The 19,417-nt window shown below is 47.2% G+C and carries 24 protein-coding genes; 2 read left to right on the forward strand and 22 right to left on the reverse strand.

Annotated features, from left to right (window positions below):
• Positions 1-197 precede the first annotated feature (197 nt).
• Together FWE06_00790 and FWE06_00795 are read right to left on the reverse strand one after the other, a co-directional pair.
• Positions 198-887, reverse strand: coding sequence for a peptidoglycan-binding protein (locus tag FWE06_00790; GenBank protein MCL2545716.1), 690 nt, complete (start codon positions 885-887; stop codon positions 198-200).
• A gap of 13 nt (positions 888-900) precedes the next feature.
• Positions 901-1,371, reverse strand: coding sequence for a hypothetical protein (locus tag FWE06_00795; GenBank protein MCL2545717.1), 471 nt, complete (start codon positions 1,369-1,371; stop codon positions 901-903).
• Between FWE06_00795 and FWE06_00800 the strand changes: the two genes are divergently transcribed.
• Together FWE06_00800 and FWE06_00805 are read left to right on the forward strand one after the other, a co-directional pair.
• The gene (locus FWE06_00800; protein MCL2545718.1) at positions 1,370-2,116 is read left to right on the forward strand and encodes a class I SAM-dependent methyltransferase; all 747 of its coding nucleotides are present in this window, start codon (positions 1,370-1,372) and stop codon (positions 2,114-2,116) included. The two genes, FWE06_00795 and FWE06_00800, sit on opposite strands and share 2 nt — an antisense overlap.
• Before the next feature lie 48 nt (positions 2,117-2,164).
• Positions 2,165-3,121: a M28 family metallopeptidase gene (locus tag FWE06_00805; protein MCL2545719.1), complete on the forward strand. Its 957-nt coding sequence runs from the start codon at positions 2,165-2,167 to the stop codon at positions 3,119-3,121.
• A gap of 206 nt (positions 3,122-3,327) precedes the next feature.
• Here the strand turns inward: FWE06_00805 and FWE06_00810 are convergent, their stop codons facing one another.
• From FWE06_00810 to FWE06_00905, 20 genes are all read right to left on the reverse strand, one after another.
• On the reverse strand, positions 3,328-3,729 hold the full coding sequence (locus tag FWE06_00810; GenBank protein ID MCL2545720.1) for an arsenate reductase ArsC: 402 nt from the start codon (positions 3,727-3,729) through the stop codon (positions 3,328-3,330).
• A gap of 1 nt (position 3,730) precedes the next feature.
• The gene (locus tag FWE06_00815) at positions 3,731-4,408 is read right to left on the reverse strand and encodes an aquaporin (GenBank protein MCL2545721.1); all 678 of its coding nucleotides are present in this window, start codon (positions 4,406-4,408) and stop codon (positions 3,731-3,733) included.
• Between the two features lie 4 nt (positions 4,409-4,412).
• Complete coding sequence (gene argF / locus FWE06_00820; GenBank protein ID MCL2545722.1) at positions 4,413-5,324, reverse strand: ornithine carbamoyltransferase; 912 nt, start codon at positions 5,322-5,324, stop codon at positions 4,413-4,415.
• Positions 5,321-6,463, reverse strand: a complete 1,143-nt coding sequence (locus FWE06_00825; protein MCL2545723.1) for an aspartate aminotransferase family protein — start codon at positions 6,461-6,463, stop codon at positions 5,321-5,323. Before FWE06_00825 ends, argF begins: the two co-directional genes overlap by 4 nt.
• A 40-nt stretch (positions 6,464-6,503) precedes the next feature.
• The gene (argB, locus tag FWE06_00830; protein ID MCL2545724.1) at positions 6,504-7,358 is read right to left on the reverse strand and encodes an acetylglutamate kinase; all 855 of its coding nucleotides are present in this window, start codon (positions 7,356-7,358) and stop codon (positions 6,504-6,506) included.
• A gap of 140 nt (positions 7,359-7,498) precedes the next feature.
• Positions 7,499-8,713, reverse strand: a complete 1,215-nt coding sequence (gene argJ, locus FWE06_00835; protein ID MCL2545725.1) for a bifunctional ornithine acetyltransferase/N-acetylglutamate synthase — start codon at positions 8,711-8,713, stop codon at positions 7,499-7,501.
• Positions 8,710-9,681 (reverse strand): N-acetyl-gamma-glutamyl-phosphate reductase, encoded by a 972-nt coding sequence (gene argC, locus FWE06_00840; GenBank protein MCL2545726.1) that lies wholly within the window; start codon positions 9,679-9,681, stop codon positions 8,710-8,712. Before argC ends, argJ begins: the two co-directional genes overlap by 4 nt.
• 26 nt (positions 9,682-9,707) lie before the next feature.
• The gene (locus tag FWE06_00845; protein ID MCL2545727.1) at positions 9,708-10,151 is read right to left on the reverse strand and encodes a hypothetical protein; all 444 of its coding nucleotides are present in this window, start codon (positions 10,149-10,151) and stop codon (positions 9,708-9,710) included.
• Positions 10,152-10,189: 38 nt separating this feature from the next.
• Positions 10,190-11,560: an argininosuccinate lyase gene (gene argH / locus FWE06_00850; protein ID MCL2545728.1), complete on the reverse strand. Its 1,371-nt coding sequence runs from the start codon at positions 11,558-11,560 to the stop codon at positions 10,190-10,192.
• A gap of 30 nt (positions 11,561-11,590) precedes the next feature.
• Positions 11,591-12,175: a hypothetical protein gene (locus FWE06_00855; GenBank protein ID MCL2545729.1), complete on the reverse strand. Its 585-nt coding sequence runs from the start codon at positions 12,173-12,175 to the stop codon at positions 11,591-11,593.
• Positions 12,176-12,209: 34 nt separating this feature from the next.
• Positions 12,210-12,977, reverse strand: coding sequence for an ABC transporter permease (locus FWE06_00860; GenBank protein ID MCL2545730.1), 768 nt, complete (start codon positions 12,975-12,977; stop codon positions 12,210-12,212).
• Positions 12,974-13,789 (reverse strand): ABC transporter ATP-binding protein, encoded by an 816-nt coding sequence (locus FWE06_00865; GenBank protein MCL2545731.1) that lies wholly within the window; start codon positions 13,787-13,789, stop codon positions 12,974-12,976. Before FWE06_00865 ends, FWE06_00860 begins: the two co-directional genes overlap by 4 nt.
• A gap of 1 nt (position 13,790) precedes the next feature.
• A complete protein-coding gene (locus FWE06_00870; protein MCL2545732.1) occupies positions 13,791-13,991 on the reverse strand; it encodes a PLD nuclease N-terminal domain-containing protein in 201 nt (66 codons plus the stop codon).
• Positions 13,992-14,065: 74 nt separating this feature from the next.
• A complete protein-coding gene (locus FWE06_00875) occupies positions 14,066-14,620 on the reverse strand; it encodes a DUF3795 domain-containing protein (GenBank protein MCL2545733.1) in 555 nt (184 codons plus the stop codon).
• Positions 14,621-14,929: 309 nt separating this feature from the next.
• Entirely contained in the window at positions 14,930-16,132 is a 1,203-nt protein-coding gene (locus tag FWE06_00880; protein MCL2545734.1) for an argininosuccinate synthase, read from the reverse strand.
• A gap of 432 nt (positions 16,133-16,564) precedes the next feature.
• Positions 16,565-17,047: an NUDIX hydrolase gene (locus FWE06_00885; protein ID MCL2545735.1), complete on the reverse strand. Its 483-nt coding sequence runs from the start codon at positions 17,045-17,047 to the stop codon at positions 16,565-16,567.
• Positions 17,048-17,114: 67 nt separating this feature from the next.
• Positions 17,115-17,639, reverse strand: coding sequence for a hypothetical protein (locus FWE06_00890; protein MCL2545736.1), 525 nt, complete (start codon positions 17,637-17,639; stop codon positions 17,115-17,117).
• 144 nt (positions 17,640-17,783) lie between these two features.
• On the reverse strand, positions 17,784-18,236 hold the full coding sequence (locus FWE06_00895; protein ID MCL2545737.1) for a hypothetical protein: 453 nt from the start codon (positions 18,234-18,236) through the stop codon (positions 17,784-17,786).
• Between the two features lie 33 nt (positions 18,237-18,269).
• A complete protein-coding gene (locus tag FWE06_00900) occupies positions 18,270-18,794 on the reverse strand; it encodes a hypothetical protein (GenBank protein ID MCL2545738.1) in 525 nt (174 codons plus the stop codon).
• A gap of 82 nt (positions 18,795-18,876) precedes the next feature.
• Complete coding sequence (locus tag FWE06_00905) at positions 18,877-19,395, reverse strand: GyrI-like domain-containing protein (protein MCL2545739.1); 519 nt, start codon at positions 19,393-19,395, stop codon at positions 18,877-18,879.
• Positions 19,396-19,417 lie beyond the last annotated feature (22 nt).

Raw genomic sequence — 19,417 nt, forward strand, 5'->3', positions numbered from 1 at the left:
CCCACGCCGTGAATAGGCACATTCTGAACAATAAATCCCGCAGGATAGGCAAGCCCTATTTTGTGGGATTTTGGCGTTTGTATAAAAAAGTCCTTGACAAGTGGTTACAGGCCCTTGACGCGAATATTTGGGCACAAATGTCTTTCCAATAAACGAGTTGAAAAAAACAATCTATACTGTTTTATGCGCCCATTTGTTTAACACCGATGCAACGTCGTCGCCCTTTGTCCAATGCCCACAGTCCGCATTGTCACCGCCCGCCAAGTGTTGCAGCCCACAATACCGTCGGCAACCAGCCCAAATTGCCGCTGAAATTCCCGTACCATACCGTCGGTACGCGGTCCAAAGACACCATCTAAGGCACTGCCGGTAAAACCCAACGTCGTTAAAGCATCTTGCAAGACAAGAACATACACGCCGCGGCTGCCTTGCCGTACTGTCGGATAACCCGCGCCGCCCGCGCATGCCGGCACGCCGAACCGCCTGTCAACGTGCACCCATGTCGGCGTTTGCCACAATGGGTCAACGTGACCCCATGCCCGCGACTGCATGGCCAGCGCATGAATACGATTGCGTTGCGCTTGCGTCATACCTTGCCCGATATCAAGGGCTGTGCCCGCGTAATGCTGCGACTGCGCAGCATGCCGCCCCTCCCAAATGCGCCGAAACGCCGCCCCAACACGAATGGGCGTGTTAAACGCCGCGCGCAAATTATTCCAAGCTTCCATTGTCTGCCGCGTTGTCCAAATAAAATTAGAGCAACTGTTGGCGCGGAATTCACGCACCGACAGCGTACGCCCCATGCTATATGGCATCGGATCGTTCAGCCCGCGCCAAAGTCGTTCGATAATATTATTGTTTGTGTTGTGTACAAAAATGGTTGGCATGATTTTGCTCCTTTCAGTCGCAGGGTGTCGTTTGGAGAGTTGAGAGCGGCGTTACGAGATTGTGTAATGTTTCATATGGCAACATAAAATCATGATTATCCGCCGTGAATACGTGCAACCCATCATCGGAAAGATAGAATTTCTCTTCATCAATGCAGTGCTCCAATCGTTTTTTGACGGCTTTATCGGCATTTAATTGAGCCTGCAACGCCTTGATAATTCTGCGCTTTATGCCGCGTTTACGCTTAAACAGCCTATATAATGGCACTTGCCACCCGTTTTTCCTATCCCATGTGTCGGCGGTGCGAACTTCACCGTGATATCGCCCATTGCCGTAGTGAAAGTCTAGCACATATGATACAAAATGTTCGCCATCAAACGTTTGCTTGTGCGTGACACTTGCATCACCTATTTTTTCCAAGTAATGCCCAAGTTTGGCGTAGTATTTGGCAATGCGCTTGTTGTCCGATGACGGTAAATTCATGACTTCACCCCTTGCCATGTTATGCATTTTGCGCTATACTTGTTACATGGAATTATACGATATTTTAGCTGAGCATTACGATGAACTTATGTCCCACTTCGATTACGCGGCGTGGAGCGATGTTTTTGTGCATTTGACTGCCGGACACGAGATAACATCAGTCGTGGATTTGGCGTGTGGTACGGGCGCGTTGACGGCAGAACTTGTCCGGCGCGGATACGACACCATCGGTGTAGATGCCAATGCCGATATGTTGTCACGTGCCTACGAGCGCGAGTTGGACACATTATGGCTCATGCAGCCGCTTGAAGAACTCGACTTATACGGCACCGTCGATGCCGCCGTTTGCTGTTTGGACGGTTTTAATCATTTTCCTGATTTGCGAGCTGTCGAGCAAGCACTGTCACGCGTAAAATTATTTCTTAACCCGCAGGGCATACTTCTTTTTGATATGCTTGCCCCACAGCACTTTGACAACATTGACGGACAGGCGTTTATCAACCAAAACCAAGATTGTTTCACGGCGTGGGAGTGCCGCATTGACGGCGCACATTGCCATTACGATTTTACGGTATTCAAACGTTTGGGAGAGCAGTGGCGCAAATTTAACTGTACACACCGGCAATTGATGATTGCCCCGAATGACATTGAAAAAATGTTGCAGCAGTTGGGTTTCACTGTGTTGTGGCATGACTTTCAGGGTGGCGGCCCCAAGCGAATGTTTTGTTTGGCAAAATTACCGTAACAAATACAATGGCGCGTTGGAGATAACGCGCCCTACACAGGAGCATATATGCACGATTTATATACTTTGGCAGAGACTTTTTTTAACCAATTCCCCACTCGATTTCGACGCAAGGCAAAACAAGCATTCTTAGTGCATTGCGGCGAAGAATTCCGAAAATTTGGCTATGGTAATGCCGATATTGTCATCCAAAAGAACAAAGGCTTGGGCGGCGAAAACTTCATCGTTTGGCCGCCGGAGCGCACCGATGCCGAAATTTTCATTACCGCTCATTACGACACGCCGCCGCGTAGCGGTTTTTTTGTCTTAGCAGCCCCACTCGTAGGGCAGGCTTGGAGCATGGCCATTATGCCGATTATCGGCCTGATTTCCGGCTTTCCTCTTGCGCTACTGCTCAACCTCTTTTTTTCCCAAGTGCTGGGGCTGTCCGGCCTGCTCTCATTTCTTCTCCTCAACGTTGTGTTAGCTATTCCGACCATAGTGTGTCTCAACCTGGCAAACAAGCATAATCACAACGACAACGGCAGCGGCCTGCTGGGCGTTTTCCACATTGCGGCGCAGGTGGCACGTGACCCTAAACTCAAAAGCAAAGTCGCTTTTGTGCTGTTCGACAACGAAGAATGGGGCCTGTTCGGTGCGCGTGCTTTTGCCAAATGTCGGTACAAGCAAAATTGCTCCGCCAACGCGCCCGTTATCAACCTCGACTGCATTGGCAACGGTGATACAGTCTTGCTTACCGCCAAAACGAAACATAACATCTGGCAGGCGCTCGGCATACACTTGCAAGACCAAGGCTTCAACGTCACACAAAAGAAGAGTTTTCTCACCTTTCCTAGCGACCATTTATGCTTCCCGCGCGGGGTCATGTTAGCGTTTGCCAGGAAATCAAAATTTGGATCCTTGTATTTGCCACGTATTCACAGCGGGCGTGATACTGTTTGCGACATTGATACTGTGGCACGGTTGGGTGACGCGGTAGTTGAGTATATGGGCACACTGCCGTAGAAGCAATTCATGAAAAAAAAACGGGCGGTAATTTACCGACCGTTATAGCCCTATATTCTCTTTCAATCCCATATAACTCTCTGATAATTACATCGTCCAGCCGCCCTTCCCGCTTCAACACGGTCGCCCGGAAGTGACCAATCTCTACCCGTCAACCAAGATACCAGCCACTTGGATTTGAAGCGCATAGTTATTCTTGAGTCATTTCACGCTTCTCCACCGGCGATCCGCCGTGCCAAATCTTCCACCCGCCGCACAATCTCCGCCATCGTTTCCAAAAACACCGCGTCACTCTGCCCTGTGGGATCGTCCAGTCCCCAATCTTCACGATGTTTACAAGGCAACAGCGGACAATCGACATTACAGCCCATCGTAATCACCACATCGAGCGAGGGAATGTCGGCCAGTAATTTCGGGCGTTGTGTTGACGCCATATCAATGCCGTATTCCTGCTTAACAAGCCGCACGGCATCGGGATTGATGTTATCCTTTTTGTACGTGCCTGCGCTGTAGCTTTCAAACACGTCACTCGCCAAATGTTTACCCAGCGCCTCGGCCATTTGGCTGCGGCAAGAGTTGTGAACGCAGATAAAACCTACTTTTTTCATCTCAACTCTCCTTTTCTTTGGCAAACGCAAACTGATATACCGCATATGCCAGTACCGCACCAATGACTTGCATGGCAATAAAGACAAGCGCGTCTGTCGGCCTTATCCCCGAAGTTGTTGCGGTCAACATCCGCGCAATGGTGACTTGCGGATTGGCAAACATAGTCGAAGATGTCGCTATCAACTGTCCGCCAACCAAAAAAGCAACCATCATGGGGATATGCGTCGATTTCGCTTTGATCAACATTAAAATCGCGAGAATTAAAATAAATGTGCCGATGACTTCTCCAAAATATGCGTGACTACGCACATTTTGCGAAACGGCAAAGACAACACCAACTTCATCCCAAAACATCAAGTGCGTCACGGCTGTGCCAGCTAGGCCGCCCGCCATTTGAGCCAAAATAAAGAAAACGGCTTTCTTCGCGCCAATCCGCTTGTCCAATGTCATAATGATTGTCACAACCGGGTTAAAGTGTGCGCCGGAAATCGCACTAAACATTTCAATAAGTGCCATCAACACAAAGGCAACAGCAATGGCATTGGCGAGAAGCGCGATGCTCTTGTGACTGTCCAGCACATAAACAAAGAAAATCATGGACGCCACCGCCGCCATGACCAAAGACATTGAGCCTAAAAATTCGGCTGTCAGCTCGGTACGTGTCGTGCGTTGGTTCATGTCTCTATTGCTCCCCCATCAGCAACGTCATAACAGCCTTCTGCACGTGCATACGGTTCTCTGCCTCGTCATAAATCTCGCTCGCATGCGCGTCAAACGTCTCTTGGTCAATCTCCTCGCCGCAATGCGCGGGCAAGCAGTGCAACACCAACGCATTCGGCTTGGCATATTGCATTAATTTTGCATTAACTTGATAGTCGGCAAACGCTCGCCGCCGTAATGCCGCCTCATCTTCCTGTCCCATGCTCGTCCATACATCTGTGACCACAACATCAGCACCGTCTGCCGCTTCTTTTGGGCTTTCGGTCAGCATAAATTTAGAGTTATCTTGCACAAAATCCATCACTAACGGGTGCGGCTTATAATTCTTAGGTGACGCCACCGCTACCTCCATATTGCACTTCAATGCGCCGACAATTAGCGAATTGCAAACGTTATCGGCACCATCACCAATGAAGCAAATTTTCAGTTTATCCAACGTATGCAGCCGCTCGCGAATGGTCATCAAATCGGCCAGCACTTGACAGGGATGCCACACATCGGTTAGCCCGTTGATCACAGGAACAGACGCATGCTGTGCCAACTCTTCCACATCATTGTGCTTATACGTACGAATCATAATGCCGTCAACGTAACGACTCAATACCTGCGCCGTATGCTCAATCGGCTCGCCGCGCCCAAGCTGCAACTCATTGCCGCTCAGAAACAAGGCGTGACCGCCCAGATGGAACATGCCCGCTTCAAACGACACCCGCGTGCGCGTCGATGACTTGGTGAAAATCATCCCCAATGTCTTGCCCTGCAGTGTTTTGTGTGGCAATCCGTGCTTGTGATTGTATTTCATCTGATCACCGAGATTGAGAATTGTCTCAATCTCGGCGGGGGTAATGTCGAGTAGTTTCAATAAGTGTTTCATAGTATTTTCCAGCCTTTCTGTAATCTTTCTATGCCTTGTGTCAATTCATCTTGCCTAATTGTCAATGGCGGCAACAATCGCAACTGGTCAGTTCCGCTCGTCAAGGTCACTACGCCGTTTTTCAGGCAATTTTCGACCAATTTTCGCACGTCAGATCCGATAGTCATGCCAATCATAAGCCCAGTGCCATGCAACTTTCCGGCGAATGGCATACTTATCAATGCTTTTCGTAATATTTGCGCCTTTTCCGGAATATTCGGCAATTCTGCCTCAATAATCTCTAATGTCGCCAACGCCGCCACCGCACAAATAGGATTGCCACCAAACGTTGTGCCGTGCGTGCCGGGCGACAATACATCACTACATTTTTCATTGGCCAAAATGCCGCCCAGCGGCAACCCGCCCGCCACACCTTTGGCAAATGTAATTACGTCCGGCATTGCACCCAAAGCTTGACAAGCAAACCACTCACCCGTTCGCCCGATGCCGCATTGCACCTCATCGGCAATCAGCAACCAATCGTTTTTGTCGCACAATTGGCGCAATGTTTTCCAGTATTCCGGCTGCAACGGCAAAATACCACCTTCACCTTGGATTGGCTCGACTAAAATGGCGCATGCATTGTCTTGCAACCCTTCCAATGCTTGCATATCGTTGGCGGGAATATGTACAAAACCCTCAACAAACGGCATAAAATGTTGATGAAATTTCGGCTGCCCCGTTGCCGACAATGCCGCCATCGTGCGCCCATGGAAAGAGTTTTCTAACGTAACAATCACATGTCGTCCTGCGCCGTACTTATCGTGCGAATACTTTCGCGCCAACTTAATGGCTGCCTCATTCGCCTCTGCGCCCGAATTGCAAAAAAAAGCTTTGTCCATGCCGGAGATGGCCGTCAACTTCTCGGCCAGTTTGGCCGCCGGAAGTGTGCCGTACAAATTGCTGACGTGCGCCAGCGTTGCGGCTTGTTGACTAACAGCTTGTGCCCACTTCGGATGTGCGTGGCCAACAGAGCTGACGGCAATGCCGGACGCAAAGTCAATGTAGTCTTTGCCGTTGCTGTCGTACAGTCGCGAGCCTTCCCCTTTGACGAACGTGACATCAAAACGTCCGCCGTAGTTGTTCATTAAATGTGACATATTATATCTCCTTGTGTGTAGGGGCAACTTGCATTCGCCTCTACAGAATCATCGTCCCAACGCCGCTATCGCTCAACAACTCCACCAAAATCGCGTGCGGCATCCGTCCGTCCAAAATATGCGTACGGCTTACGCCCTCGCGCACGGCTTGCACGCAACAATCAACTTTTGGCTTCATACCGCCCGAAATCACGCCCTCCTTAACTAGTAACGGCACTTCGTGCAACGGCACGACGGGCATTAAGCTGCCCGAGTCATTTGGGTCGCGCAGGAGACCGCGCACATCGGTGAGCAGCATTAACTTCTTGGCTTTGAGCGCAATGGCAAGCCGCGAGGCGGCAATATCGGCGTTGATATTATAGCTTTCGCCGTTTTCGCCACCTGCAACTGTTGATATAACAGGGATATAGCCTTTGTCAATTGCATCCAGCACAGGTTGTGCATCAATGTTATTTAGTTCGCCGACGAAACCTAGTTCGGCGTTAAGCTGTTTCGCCATCATCATACCGCCGTCTAAGCCCGACAGACTCAACGCCTGCCCGCCACGTCCGGCAATTAATGCCGCCAACTCCTTGCCAATCTTACCGCATAGCACCATTTGCACAACATCCATCGTTTCCCGGTCAGTGTAACGCAATCCGTTGACAAACTTCGGCTCTTTCCCAATTTTTTTGAGATGCTCGTTGATTTCCGGCCCGCCGCCATGGACCAACACGACTTTAATGCCCACAAGTTGCAGCAACACAATGTCACTGATAACATTGCGTTTCAATACCTCGCTCGCCATCGCCGCGCCGCCATACTTGATGACGATAATATCGTCCTTGTATTCCTGAATGTACGGCAGGGCTTCGCTAATAATTTCGGCCCTGCGTAGATTTTCTTGTTCTGTCATAGTTGATTCCTTTCAGTCACGCCTCACGCCGCCGCCTTATCGGCAAAACTTCGACTTTACAACTTCCAACTTCATTGCCTGCAGCAATTACGCGAAAATTTTCAGGCATTCCATTTTTTCCGGGCAGCTGTTCGGCAGCTCTAACTCCTATACTCCCCATTTATTTTGACATACTCATAGGTCAAATCGCACCCATACGCCTCGCCGTAGGCCGCACCTTCGTTGAGTTGGATGTCAATATCAATGTCATCGTGTTCGAGGATTTTCCGTGCCAACTCCTCATCAAAATTCAAACCTTTCCCATTTTGACACACAACGATTGTCTGTATATCATCTGAAAAAGCAACTTCCACGCCATTTTGGTCGAAATGCACGCCCGCGTAGCCCATAGCACACAACACACGCCCCCAGTTGGCATCACTACCGAAGATAGCTGCCTTGACCAACGATGAATCCACCACACTCTTTGCCAATGTCAAAGCATCATGCTCGTTCGCCGCGCCGCCTACCTTTGCCGTAATAAGCTTTGTCGCACCCTCCCCATCGGCCGCCATCATGCGCGCCAGCTTGCGGCACAGGGCTTGCAGGGCTTCGACAAACCGCGCGTAATCCTCGTTTTCGCTTTCAATACACGCGTTGTCGGCGCGGCCATTTGATAGCAGTATCACCATATCATTGGTCGACGTGTCGCCGTCAACGCTGACACAGTTAAATGTCCTATCCACCACATGACGCAAAGCATTTTGCAGCATTTTCCGTGATATGGCGCAATCGGTGGCAATAAATGCCAGCATTGTCGCCATGTTGGGTTTCATCATGCCTACACCCTTGGCAATCGCGCCGATGGTGACTCTTTTGCCACCAATACTCACGATCACAGCGTTTTGCTTGGGAATTGTGTCGGTCGTCATAATGGCCTGTGCCGCGTCAATGCTGCCGTAGGGCGATAATTTTTCCGCCAATGGCGACAGTGCTGCCACAATTTTTTCAACCGGCAATCGCTGGCCAATGACGCCTGTCGACGCTACCGCAATGTCCTCCGGTGCAATGCCCAGCACTTCGGCGGTCATTTGGCAGACCATGGTGGCATTCATCATGCCATCGGGTGCACAGGCGTTGGCATTGCCGCTATTGACAACAATCGCACGTGCTGTGCCGTTGGCAAGATTCTTTTGGGTAAGCTTAACAGGGTCGGCCTTGACAACGTTTTGTGTGTACGTTGCCGCAGCAACACATGGCGTGTCGGACACAATCAGTGCAAGGTCGAGTTTGCTCGAGTCTTTATAGATTCCGGCATGAATACCAGCAGTTTGAAAGCCTGTGACAGCAGTGATCCCACCATTGATGAAATTCATAAACCCATCCTCATTTTCAAAATCTGCACCGCCGCGCCCGATGCGCCTTTGCCGAGATTATCCAGCCGCGCGGCCAGCATCATGTGTTGGTCATTGCCGTACGTCAAAATCTCCATGCCGTCATTGCCTGCCATAATAGTTGGGTCGAGCTGTCCGCCATCATCGCCGTGACTGACAGGAAATACGTCAATAATTGATTCCAATTCGTAATATTTTTCGTAAAAATTGCGAACATCGTTCAGTGCCATCGACTTTGTCATTTGTGCAGGTGTAAGTGGCACGGTAACAAGCAAGCCTTGCGGAAAATCGCCCAACACGGGCATAAACCATGGCGGTGCGTTGAGTCCGCACACGGCTTGTATTTCCGGCAAATGTTTGTGTTGTAACTCCAGCGCATATGGACGCGGTGCTTTTAGCTTGTCATTGGTGGCTCGATTATTCTCATACTCGGCAATCATTGCCTTGCCGCCGCCGGTGTATCCGGTGATCGAAACACATTGCAACGCAGCATTTTTATCCAAAATCCCGTTTGCAATCAGCGGATAAATCAAGGCGCAAAACCCACTGGCATGGCACCCCGGCACAGCAATGCGGTTGCTTGTCAGCACGGCTTCACGGTGCGCCGGTGAAAGTTCGGGAAGTCCATACGCCCACCCCGGCGTTGTACGATGTGCCGTTGAGGCGTCTATGATAAGTAGTTCGGAATTTTCTGCCAACGCCACAGCCTCCCGCGCCGCTACATCAGGCAAACACAGAAACGCCACATCCGCCGCTTGCAATGCCTCGCGCCGCGCGTTGACGTCTTTGCGTTTGTCTTCGTCTAAGATAATCAACTCCATACTTCTGACGTTCCGCGACGTTGCCTGCGGCAACTCTGCGAAAGTCGACAGTTCGCCTTGCAAGGCTTCGAGCCGTTGTTGAATTTGTAAGCCGGTTGTGCCTTCGCGGCCGTCTATAAAAATTTTCATGGTGTACTCCTGTTTGTAGAAATTGCTTATTCGCCGTACCGCCTCATGTCATAAGAAAACCCAGTTGACCATTGCCGCTCGGCTAATGTGATATACACTTTTTCTAATCCTAAAATATCAGTCGTTAGGGTAATCATTTCATTATCTAGCGTTACTTCAAACGGCACGTTGGATTCAGCGATGGAAATTGCTGCGTACAACTCGGCAATATCATATTGAGAAATAAAATGCAACCTAGCTTGAGGTGCAACTGAACCTACCCAACAGCTTTCTACGTAGATACGCAAATAAACACTTGAATCGTATGCCCACACCTCAAATGCCGCATTGCGTGTTGAATTACCCGGTGCTTGTTCAAGGTTTCGATGGTCTGCTCCACAGATGTCACAATGGTAATCAACAAACTCGGTTTGCCCACACGCGACTAATAGAAAAATCATTGCTACAACGAGTGCAAAATATCTTTTCATGATTTTGTTCTCCTATTCGCAAAATAAAATTCCCGCCCCTACAACACCCCGCGCACTGCCTTAATATGCCTCTCCACCGCCTCCGGTGCAGGCCCGCCCGGCGCATTCCGCCCGGCAACGCATTGTTCCGGCGTAATCGCTTGCACCAAGCTTTCGTCAAATAGCGGACTAGCCGCTTGATATTCCGCCAACGGCAAATTATCCAACGTAACATCTAACTCAATGCACTTAGCCACCAATTCGCCGACAATTTTATAAGCATCGCGGAACGGTAAACCCTTGCGAACCAAGAAATCGGCGCAGTCCGTAGCGTTCATATAACCTTTGTCACAAGCAGCGCGCATGACTTCAACATTGACGCGCATCGTCGCCAACATCGGCGCAAAGACTTCCAGGCACAACATTGTGGTGTCGATGGCGTCAAAAGTCGCCTCTTTGTCCTCTTGCATATCCTTGTTATAGGCCAGCGGCAGGGCTTTCATCATAGTTAACAATGCCATCAAATCGCCGTAAACGCGCCCGCTTTTGCCGCGGATTAACTCCGCCATGTCGGGGTTTTTCTTCTGCGGCATGATAGACGAGCCGGTGCTGTATGCATCATCAAGCTCGATATAGCTAAATTCGGAGCTGCACCACAAAATAATCTCCTCGCAGAACCGCGACAAGTGCATCATAACAATTGACAAGCACGCGCAAAGTTCAATGCAATAATCACGGTCACTAACGGCATCTTGCGAGTTTTGCGAAATTTTTGCAAAGCCCAGTTCCGCCGCCGTGGCCACGCGGTCTATGGGATAAGTCGTAGTTGCCATCGCACCGGAACCCAGCGGGCAGACATCAACACGTTTGCGGCAATCTTGCAACCGTTCGATGTCGCGGCGAAACATCTCGGCATACGCCATCAAATGGTGTGCAAATGTTACCGGCTGTGCGTGCTGTAAGTGCGTAAAACCCGGCATAAGCGTATGCAAATGTTGTTCTGCCTTATTGCACAAAGCGCTCAATAATGCCTTCAACTGCCCATCCAACTCATCAATCGCCGTTTTAACATACTTACGCGTGTCGGTGGCAACTTGGTCGTTGCGGCTGCGTGCCGTGTGCAACCGCTTGCCTGCATCGCCGATACGTTGTGTTAACAGCGTTTCGACGTTCATGTGAATATCCTCGGCATCGGGTGAGAACTCTATTTTGCCATTTTCAATGTCGGCAAGCAGCTCACATAATCCGTTGACGATTGCCTCAACATCATCTTGTGCAAGAATGCCTTGCTTGCCCAACATTTTTGCGTGGGCAATACTGCCTTGAATATCTTGGCGGTACAGCCGCGCATCAAAGCGAATGGATGAATGAAAATCGTTGGCGGTTTTGTCGGTTGCACCGACTGTGCGGCCTGCCCAAAGTTTGCTCATGGGGATTCCTCCTAAGTAGAAAAGTGCTTATTAGGTACAATGTAAATTATCTATTTGCATAATACGAATATCTATCAAACGCTTCAACATTTCAATATCTTTATCGTTATAAATAGTGTCTTTGCCATAGCGATATTTGCTAATTGAGCTGGCAATGCAGGACAGGCGCTTAACCCCTCGAATATCTATCCAATAATAACCGCAACTTTTCTTAATGCCTTTCTTTTTATCCCTTTCCCGGCTTGCGACATTGGCGGCACAACCATCGCAAATAGCAATGTTGTCTTGGATATATTCAATAAGCGAATCGGAATCGGCTTGCTCCTCTACAATCTCTAAAAATCTTTCGAAATTATTGGGAGTATCCTTTAACCCGTATGGAATGCTTATGCGGGTGGGATTGGTGCACAGCACAAGAGAGTATAACTTTTTATAAGTGTATCGAACATATATCGGGCTTGCGGTTGGTTTTTCAATTTTAATTTTCATACCTTTGGCTATGGCGTATTCGTGTAATTCTATAAAATACGCTCTTTCTGCATCTGATAATGGAATTAGCAAGTCATCAAATGTAGGTTTAGCGACTTTGGCTGTTTGGTTTGGTTTTGTGTTCATAGCAACCTCACAAAATATACATTTTCTACTTCACCTACACCTTTTTCCGATTAAACACAAAAACAGCCCCTGCAACCAACACAACAATCAAACCAATGCAAATCAAAAACGCAGGGATGAATTCCGATGGTCGGCTTTCGCCGCTCAACAACGAAAGCGTCGAACCAGCAAGACTTACAGGGTTATATCGCGCTACGCTTGGCACGATACCAATAAGATTTAATACAATCACCGCACCGAGGCAACTGAACAAACTGCCGTACAGATTACCAAACAGTGTGCCGCCGAAGAGGAGCAGTGCCAACATCAAGATACCGAACAGCCACAGGCCGGCGAAAGCAAGGGTGGCGTGAGGCATCGCGCCAATCTCCCAAAAATACGCTGTATAGCCGATACACACCGCCAAGGATAACGCATAACTGACCGTCCACAGCAAGCTTGCACTCAGGAATTTAGCGAGGATAACTGTGCGGCGCTTCAACCCTTTGGTCAGCAGATTGGTAAGCGTACCGCGGCTCAATTCGTTGGACATAATGCCGCAAAAAACAATCACCAGCGCCAGCATGCCCAACTGTCCGATATTACTAAAAAATTGCGTCCACGCGTCCATTGCCGACGGTTCGGGCAAAGTCATCGTAATGCCTGTGTCCGCCATCGCACTTTCTAAAATGGTCGGCATCAAATGCGCAATCAACGGGCTCATCATGCCGAAAATCAAGAACGCTGCAAGCAAAATATAGAGCCTAAACGTTGCCGTGCTCTCAAAGAACTCTTTTTTTGTCATTGCTATAAACTGCCTCATTGCGACACCTCCAACAACAGGCTCTCAATTGACGTTTCCGCTGTTTCGACCCGCGCCGGCAACATATTGTGTTCTCCCAGTAACCGCACCACTTCGCTTGCATCAATTTCCTGCTCAAATTCCAGCGTAATAGCCTTAGATTTGCGCTGAAACTTCAAATCATCAATAGCAACATCCAGCACGATTTTACCTTTATTCAGCACTGCCACATGGTCGCACACCCGCTCGACATCAGACAAAATATGCGTCGAAAACACGACTGTCGTTTTGCCTTTAATGGCTTGCAAGATATCCAGCACCTCTTTGCGACCCACTGGGTCTAAAGCAGAGGTCGGCTCATCGCAAATCAGTAGTTTCGGCTCACTGAGTAAGGCTTGCGCCATGCCCAGACGTTGCTTCATGCCGCGCGAAAATCCACCGATTTTCTTATTGGCATCAGACAATCCAACCAGTTCCAACAATTCGGTCGAACGGGCTTTAATGGCCTTGCGGTCCAACCCCACAATCTCACCGCATAATTTCAAATATTCTTTCGGACGCATATAATTGTAGAACTCCGGCACATCGGGCAAATAGCCAATCAGTCGATTGGTGTTCGTCGCCCCAAAACGCACCTGTTCGCCACAAACTTTGACGCTGCCGCCATCTGCTTTCAATAACCCCAAAATGATTTTCATTGTCGTCGTCTTACCCGCACCATTCGCGCCGATAAAACCAAAGATACTGCCCGACGGCACAGAAAACGATACACCGTCCAGCACATCACGCACGCCAAAACGCTTTGACAGCCCCTGAATTTCCAAAGCGTTCATGCTACTCATCCCCTCGCCCAATCGCAAAATATAAAATCGGCCCGATGATATTTACCAACAGGCAAATCACAAGCCACATAACGCGGTTTCCAATCCGATATGTATTATGTCTGAGAATGTGGACAACAGCGGCAATCATTAGGGCAAGCTGAACGAGAAATAGCGGGATAAGAAACGGCAAGAGTTCCATAAGTTGGTCCATGGTTTTTTCCTCCAATTATTGTTTTTTAGTTTCATTGTACACTTAGCTTTTATAAAGTCGCAGATGACGTGCAATTACTTCCGTAATTGCAAAACAATTCCCTTCTTATCAGCCATTGCTTGGAGCAGGCGCGCAACAGCAGTGGCTTTTTCTTTCAAAGGAGCCTGTTTATCAACTTCTCGTTCAATTTGCGCTATGACTGCATTGACATCGGCCAATTCAAGCAAGTTGACTGCTACGCAATAGAAACTCTTGCGACGACCGTCGTCGTAGTGTTTAAGCAGGTTTTGCAAGATTTCAACTTTGTTATTTAATTCAGCGCCATAAGCTTCAACGCCGACTTTCTGCGCCTTTTCCATATCACGGAATTGGTTTTTATGTGTGATGAACGAATCAGACGTATCTACGCCGTCATATTTCTTGCAAGGAAATTCCTCACACTGAAAGCAGTATTCCAATCCCTTGCGCTGGCAACATGACAACATACTGCACGAGCAATGCACTTTGGAAAACCCCTCACCCGCGCATCCGGGGCATCGCGAGTCCCCAACCGTATGGTAGCGCGGACATAAGCCACAGTTCAAGCCACAAACTGAAAAGAGAGGATTTTTTCTGACTTTGTATTGCATATTTTTCCTCATCGTATATTCTATCCTAATACTGGTGCTTACAAAACGGACATTTCGGATAGTCAAAATCGTGCGTTTTGGCACACGTAGGGCATGTTTTTTTCGGTACACCATCAAACACATCACTCATATTTGCATAAAATTCAACTTTGCTGCATGTCGAGCATACATAAACTTCCATCTCTATAGAGCCATGCAGTAAGTTTGACCATGACCCCGAAAAAAAGCCCGTTTGCCCAAGTTGAAATTTTTTATCGCCGATAGACGACATCTTTCCACTACAACGCAAACAAAGCGTTTTATCCATTGCTACATCCCGTCCCGCAACGCCTTCACCACAACCGGCAGCCCAAACAAGTTGATAAAGCCCTCGGCATCCTTTTGGTTGTAGCTGCTTTCATCAAACGTTGCCATTTCTTCGCTGTACAGTGAATGTGGCGAACTTACGCCGGCATTGATGACGTTTCCTTTATACAACAGGAGCTTGACTTGCCCCGTGACAGTGCGTTGTGTATTATTAACAAACGCACTCAATGCCTCACGTAGCGGCGTGAACCACTGCCCGTTATAAACCAAGTCGGCGAATTTCTGCGCCAGCTGCGCCTTAATGCGCGCCGTCTCTTTATCTAGCGTAATGGTTTCTAGAATGGCGTGGGCACGATACAAAATCGCACCGCCCGGCGTTTCGTACACACCGCGGCTCTTCATGCCGACCAATCGATTTTCCACTAAATCGACAATACCGACGCCATTTTTCCCGCCAATCGCATTTAGCTTCGCAAGCAATGCCACACTATCCATTTTTTGCCCGTTGAGTGCGGTGGGTGTGCCTTGCTCAAAGTCGATTATCACTGTTTCTTGCTCGTCGGGAGCTTTCATGGGTGACACGCCAAGCTGCAAGAGCGAATCGAAATCAGGCTGTTGCGCGGGATCTTCCAAATCCAATCCCTCATGGCTCAAATGCCATAGGTTTTTATCGCGCGAATAGCTGGTTTCTTTAGTAAATCGCAACGGAATATTGTTTGCCTCAGCATAATCGATTGCCTCCTCACGCGAGCTGATGCTCCATTCACGCCATGGCGCGATAATGGCCATTTTCGGCGCAAATGCCTTGATGGTCAATTCAAAGCGCACTTGATCATTGCCCTTTCCGGTACAACCGTGGGCAATGGCATCCGCGCCCTCTTTCTTGGCAATCTCGGCAATGCGTCGCGCCATAACGGGGCGCGCAAACGAGGTGCCTAGCAAATAGCCATTCTCGTAAACGGCACCGGCTTTGAGTGTGGGAATGACGAACTCATCGACAAACTCCTGCCGCAAGTCTTCAACATACAATTTACTTGCACCGCTCGCCAACGCCTTAGCCTCTAAGCCATCCAACTCCGCACCCTGCCCCACATCTGCCGTCACGGCAATGACTTCACAGTCGTAACTTTCTTTCAGCCACGGGATAATAATAGATGTGTCCAGTCCGCCGGAATAGGCTAAAACGACTTTTTTGATTTGTTTCATAGCAGCTCCTTTCAGACGAGCAAAGCCCACCCTTACGTCCATTCGATGGTATATTATAACACAGCCTAATTGGTATTGCAACCCCTTTCTGTATATTTATTCAAAAAATTTGCGTTTTTATTCGTCCATATAGCAAGATATAATCGGCAGCGCGTTCGGGTCATCGCACCTTACGTTTGCATATACTGGGCTATACAGCTTGGCGCCTGCGTTGAGCTGTTGATATAAAAAAGCCCCCGCCTGTGAAGGTAGGGGCTTTATTTCATCAGAAAATTTATGCTGAATATATCAAGTTTCCGCACAAGGAAAACCGCCTAACGCGCATGGCTAGACGGTTTTGTGTTTGGCTACAAAGATAACCTTTCATAGAATCAGCCGCTACATCATAAAATTCGCTAATTTTATGTTACTGATAATGCTTATTCTGTGTACTTAAATATATCTATCTGATAAAACTTGAAACTTTGATTTTGTTACATAAGAGCTATAACAAATATTTTCGTTAAAACTCAACACTTTTTTGAAACGAAACTGCATAGCAGGTGTTGTAATATATTGCATTACTTCTGATTTATGAACCCATTTGACCTCACTTGTTTCGTCAGATGGTGTAGGCTGTCCGTCTACATAGTCACAAATAAAATCAAGCATCACTTTTGTAGGCACATGAGTAACACCATCATGCCAAACATATTCCCCGACATTTGAATACACTCCTACTAAGCGTCGGACAGTGACCGTTATACCACTTTCTTCGAGAATTTCGCGCAAAACACCTTCTTCAATGTTCTCGCCAACTTCAATTTGACCACCCGGTGTATCCCAACCCCTGTGGTGGGTTTTAACAAGAAGCATATTCCCATTTTTATCTTCGATATAACCGGCAGCTGCCACGATATGTGTTGGAAACGCCATTGCTACACCTCACAAAATACAAACTTTCGCTGTTATGTTGACAGACCGCGAACGCAGGCGAGTTTGCTTATTTTGTCGCCCTTGCTTGTCTTTCAAACTGCAATAACTTTTTTATAACTTCGATTGTCGCTACATCTGGATTCATAAAACTTACTCTCTTGTATATTGTCGGACATAATCCAGAAAATTCTTTCCCAAGAATAGTCGCCGTCATTCCCGGATTGCACCCATAAGGGCAGTTAGGCTTTCTGCAATAATGCAAATCGTCCCATATAGTGTATTGCCAGTTTTCATCCAAAATTTTATCCGCATACTCGTCCATATGGTCTAAATAAAGAAATATAACCCATTTCACATTTTCCGTATCTCTTACCCAATCCTTGCCCAGCCTAACATAACAAAGAGGTTTGCCTTTGCTGTTGGCTCTCCATGCGTTATGAACCGACCATCCGGGATTCATCTTTTCTGTTCTTAGATATGCAACAAATTCCAATGCAGAATTTAACATTTCACCGTCAAGATAATAAGGTAAAACCTCTTCAATTTTCGGTTTGGTAGTTCGTTGTATTTTTGATGTTGTGATGTCTGACATTTACTTATCCACTTTCGTAAAGTATAAAATTTCGCTATTGATTGATACGCTATCGGCGTGGTCGGTTTTGCTTATTTGCTACGTTTTCTCTTTTGCTACCATATCTGCAATCGCTTCTTTATGTACCAATATCAGTTTTTTGATTTACTCAATCATTTCGGCATCGGGATTGTCAAATATAGCCCGCCCATGTGTGTTGCACATCCCTTTGAATTCTTTGCCGTATACAATGAGTGTATGACCACGAGGCGTACATTTATTGCAACAATCTGTACAAACAGAGCGGCCATTCCATGCAAGTTCTTTTATCCACTCGTCAAAGGAAACATCATTGACTCTGCCGATTAAGTCATCACGAACAGGAACAATAATACGATATGACCCAATATCTAAACCATGACCTGCTCCTTTGCCAAGACCGCGCATGAAAATATGACAAATTAGTTTTCCTTTATAATTACAACGCCATTTATTCGTGACTTGCCATGAAGGGGACGTTTTGTTTTCTCTCAGCCATGCAATAAACTCTAATGCAATTTTTTGTTTTTCATCATCAAGTGCTTCTTTGAATATGATTTCTGGTGTTGGTTTCGACATTTATGTTCCCTCGTTTCGGCAAATATAAATTCATTATTTTTCGGGCGTAAACCGTTTATTCGCTACAACCAATTTTTTCAAAATCTCTAATCCTTTAGCATCAGGATTTACCACTAAAAAAGCACAACTTTCAGGAAAAAGCTTACCCACATATGTTCTATCGAGTTTTGGACCACTACAGCTACATCTGTTACAAGGTTTAATATTTTTCCAAATAAATTCCTTAGTTTCATCGCAATCTATAAATTCATCCAAATATTTACGGTCGTGACCTTCTAATTCGGTTACTTGCCAATCTCCAACTGTAAAATGACGATGCCATGGATGTTTATTTCCGCCAAGGTCTATTCTACATGCTGCTTTACCTTTTTTGCCTGAAATTGACCAAGAATTTCCGGAAACCCAGCGAGGGTTCATATTATTTTCTCTTAAAAACTTGATGAAATCCATAGCATTTTGAAATGTATCTCCTTCAAGAAAACTGCCGACTACATCTTCGATAAGTGGCTTGGTTGCTCGTTGTTCCTTGATTAAAGCAACATAATCTATTGCTGACATAACTTTTTCCTCCGTTAATATAAAATTTCGTTATTGCTTGATACGCCATCGGCATTGTCGATTTTGCTTATTTTGTGCATTATTACTCAATAGGTGTCAATGTGTACATTGACGGATATTCTGCTTGAAATTCTTGTTTAGGGTAGACTTGAATAGACTGCGTTGGCGATTCGGACATATACACAATTTTATAACCACTTTCATCTGCCCATTGCTTAACTTTTTCGTTGCTATCGGACAACACAACATCAATTAGCTTGCCGAAATCATCAGAATTAAATGAGTGTTTAATATATCTCCGAGCAGGTATGGTAAATGTAACTAAATTTTCATCAACATTATCAAAATCCGAAACATGACCGCCAATAAAATAATTATATCCATCAGCATCAGCGGGGTCATTATACCAAAACCAATAGCCAACGAAAGGATCAATCACACTTTTCACTTGCGGCAGATATTCCGCTTGATATTTCTCCCACATTTTAGCATAAATTCCGCCATCTCCATGTTTTTGCCAGCCAAGTTTACCCAGTGTCAATCCTACAAGTTTGATTTCGCCAAGGGTTACGATTTCCATATTGTCTTTTTCAACAAACATTTTTTGCTCTCCTAATATAAAA

It is taken from the genome of Oscillospiraceae bacterium (assembly GCA_009780275.1).
Classification (GTDB): domain Bacteria; phylum Bacillota; class Clostridia; order Oscillospirales; family UBA929; genus WRAI01.

Excerpts from the sequence above, each read along its gene's own strand:
- FWE06_00790 (MCL2545716.1), bottom strand. The coding sequence starts at position 887 with ATGCCAACCATTTTTGTACACAACACAAACAATAATATTATCGAACGA.
- FWE06_00800 (MCL2545718.1), top strand. The coding sequence starts at position 1,370 with ATGACTTCACCCCTTGCCATGTTATGCATTTTGCGCTATACTTGTTAC.
- FWE06_00795 (MCL2545717.1), bottom strand. The coding sequence starts at position 1,371 with ATGAATTTACCGTCATCGGACAACAAGCGCATTGCCAAATACTACGCC.
- FWE06_00805 (MCL2545719.1), top strand. The coding sequence starts at position 2,165 with ATGCACGATTTATATACTTTGGCAGAGACTTTTTTTAACCAATTCCCC.
- FWE06_00810 (MCL2545720.1), bottom strand. The coding sequence starts at position 3,729 with ATGAAAAAAGTAGGTTTTATCTGCGTTCACAACTCTTGCCGCAGCCAA.
- FWE06_00815 (MCL2545721.1), bottom strand. The coding sequence starts at position 4,408 with ATGAACCAACGCACGACACGTACCGAGCTGACAGCCGAATTTTTAGGC.
- argF (MCL2545722.1), bottom strand. The coding sequence starts at position 5,324 with ATGAAACACTTATTGAAACTACTCGACATTACCCCCGCCGAGATTGAG.
- FWE06_00825 (MCL2545723.1), bottom strand. The coding sequence starts at position 6,463 with ATGTCACATTTAATGAACAACTACGGCGGACGTTTTGATGTCACGTTC.
- argB (MCL2545724.1), bottom strand. The coding sequence starts at position 7,358 with ATGACAGAACAAGAAAATCTACGCAGGGCCGAAATTATTAGCGAAGCC.
- argJ (MCL2545725.1), bottom strand. The coding sequence starts at position 8,713 with ATGAATTTCATCAATGGTGGGATCACTGCTGTCACAGGCTTTCAAACT.
- argC (MCL2545726.1), bottom strand. The coding sequence starts at position 9,681 with ATGAAAATTTTTATAGACGGCCGCGAAGGCACAACCGGCTTACAAATT.
- FWE06_00845 (MCL2545727.1), bottom strand. The coding sequence starts at position 10,151 with ATGAAAAGATATTTTGCACTCGTTGTAGCAATGATTTTTCTATTAGTC.
- argH (MCL2545728.1), bottom strand. The coding sequence starts at position 11,560 with ATGAGCAAACTTTGGGCAGGCCGCACAGTCGGTGCAACCGACAAAACC.
- FWE06_00855 (MCL2545729.1), bottom strand. The coding sequence starts at position 12,175 with ATGAACACAAAACCAAACCAAACAGCCAAAGTCGCTAAACCTACATTT.
- FWE06_00860 (MCL2545730.1), bottom strand. The coding sequence starts at position 12,977 with ATGAGGCAGTTTATAGCAATGACAAAAAAAGAGTTCTTTGAGAGCACG.
- FWE06_00865 (MCL2545731.1), bottom strand. The coding sequence starts at position 13,789 with ATGAACGCTTTGGAAATTCAGGGGCTGTCAAAGCGTTTTGGCGTGCGT.
- FWE06_00870 (MCL2545732.1), bottom strand. The coding sequence starts at position 13,991 with ATGGACCAACTTATGGAACTCTTGCCGTTTCTTATCCCGCTATTTCTC.
- FWE06_00875 (MCL2545733.1), bottom strand. The coding sequence starts at position 14,620 with ATGCAATACAAAGTCAGAAAAAATCCTCTCTTTTCAGTTTGTGGCTTG.
- FWE06_00880 (MCL2545734.1), bottom strand. The coding sequence starts at position 16,132 with ATGAAACAAATCAAAAAAGTCGTTTTAGCCTATTCCGGCGGACTGGAC.
- FWE06_00885 (MCL2545735.1), bottom strand. The coding sequence starts at position 17,047 with ATGGCGTTTCCAACACATATCGTGGCAGCTGCCGGTTATATCGAAGAT.
- FWE06_00890 (MCL2545736.1), bottom strand. The coding sequence starts at position 17,639 with ATGTCAGACATCACAACATCAAAAATACAACGAACTACCAAACCGAAA.
- FWE06_00895 (MCL2545737.1), bottom strand. The coding sequence starts at position 18,236 with ATGTCGAAACCAACACCAGAAATCATATTCAAAGAAGCACTTGATGAT.
- FWE06_00900 (MCL2545738.1), bottom strand. The coding sequence starts at position 18,794 with ATGTCAGCAATAGATTATGTTGCTTTAATCAAGGAACAACGAGCAACC.
- FWE06_00905 (MCL2545739.1), bottom strand. The coding sequence starts at position 19,395 with ATGTTTGTTGAAAAAGACAATATGGAAATCGTAACCCTTGGCGAAATC.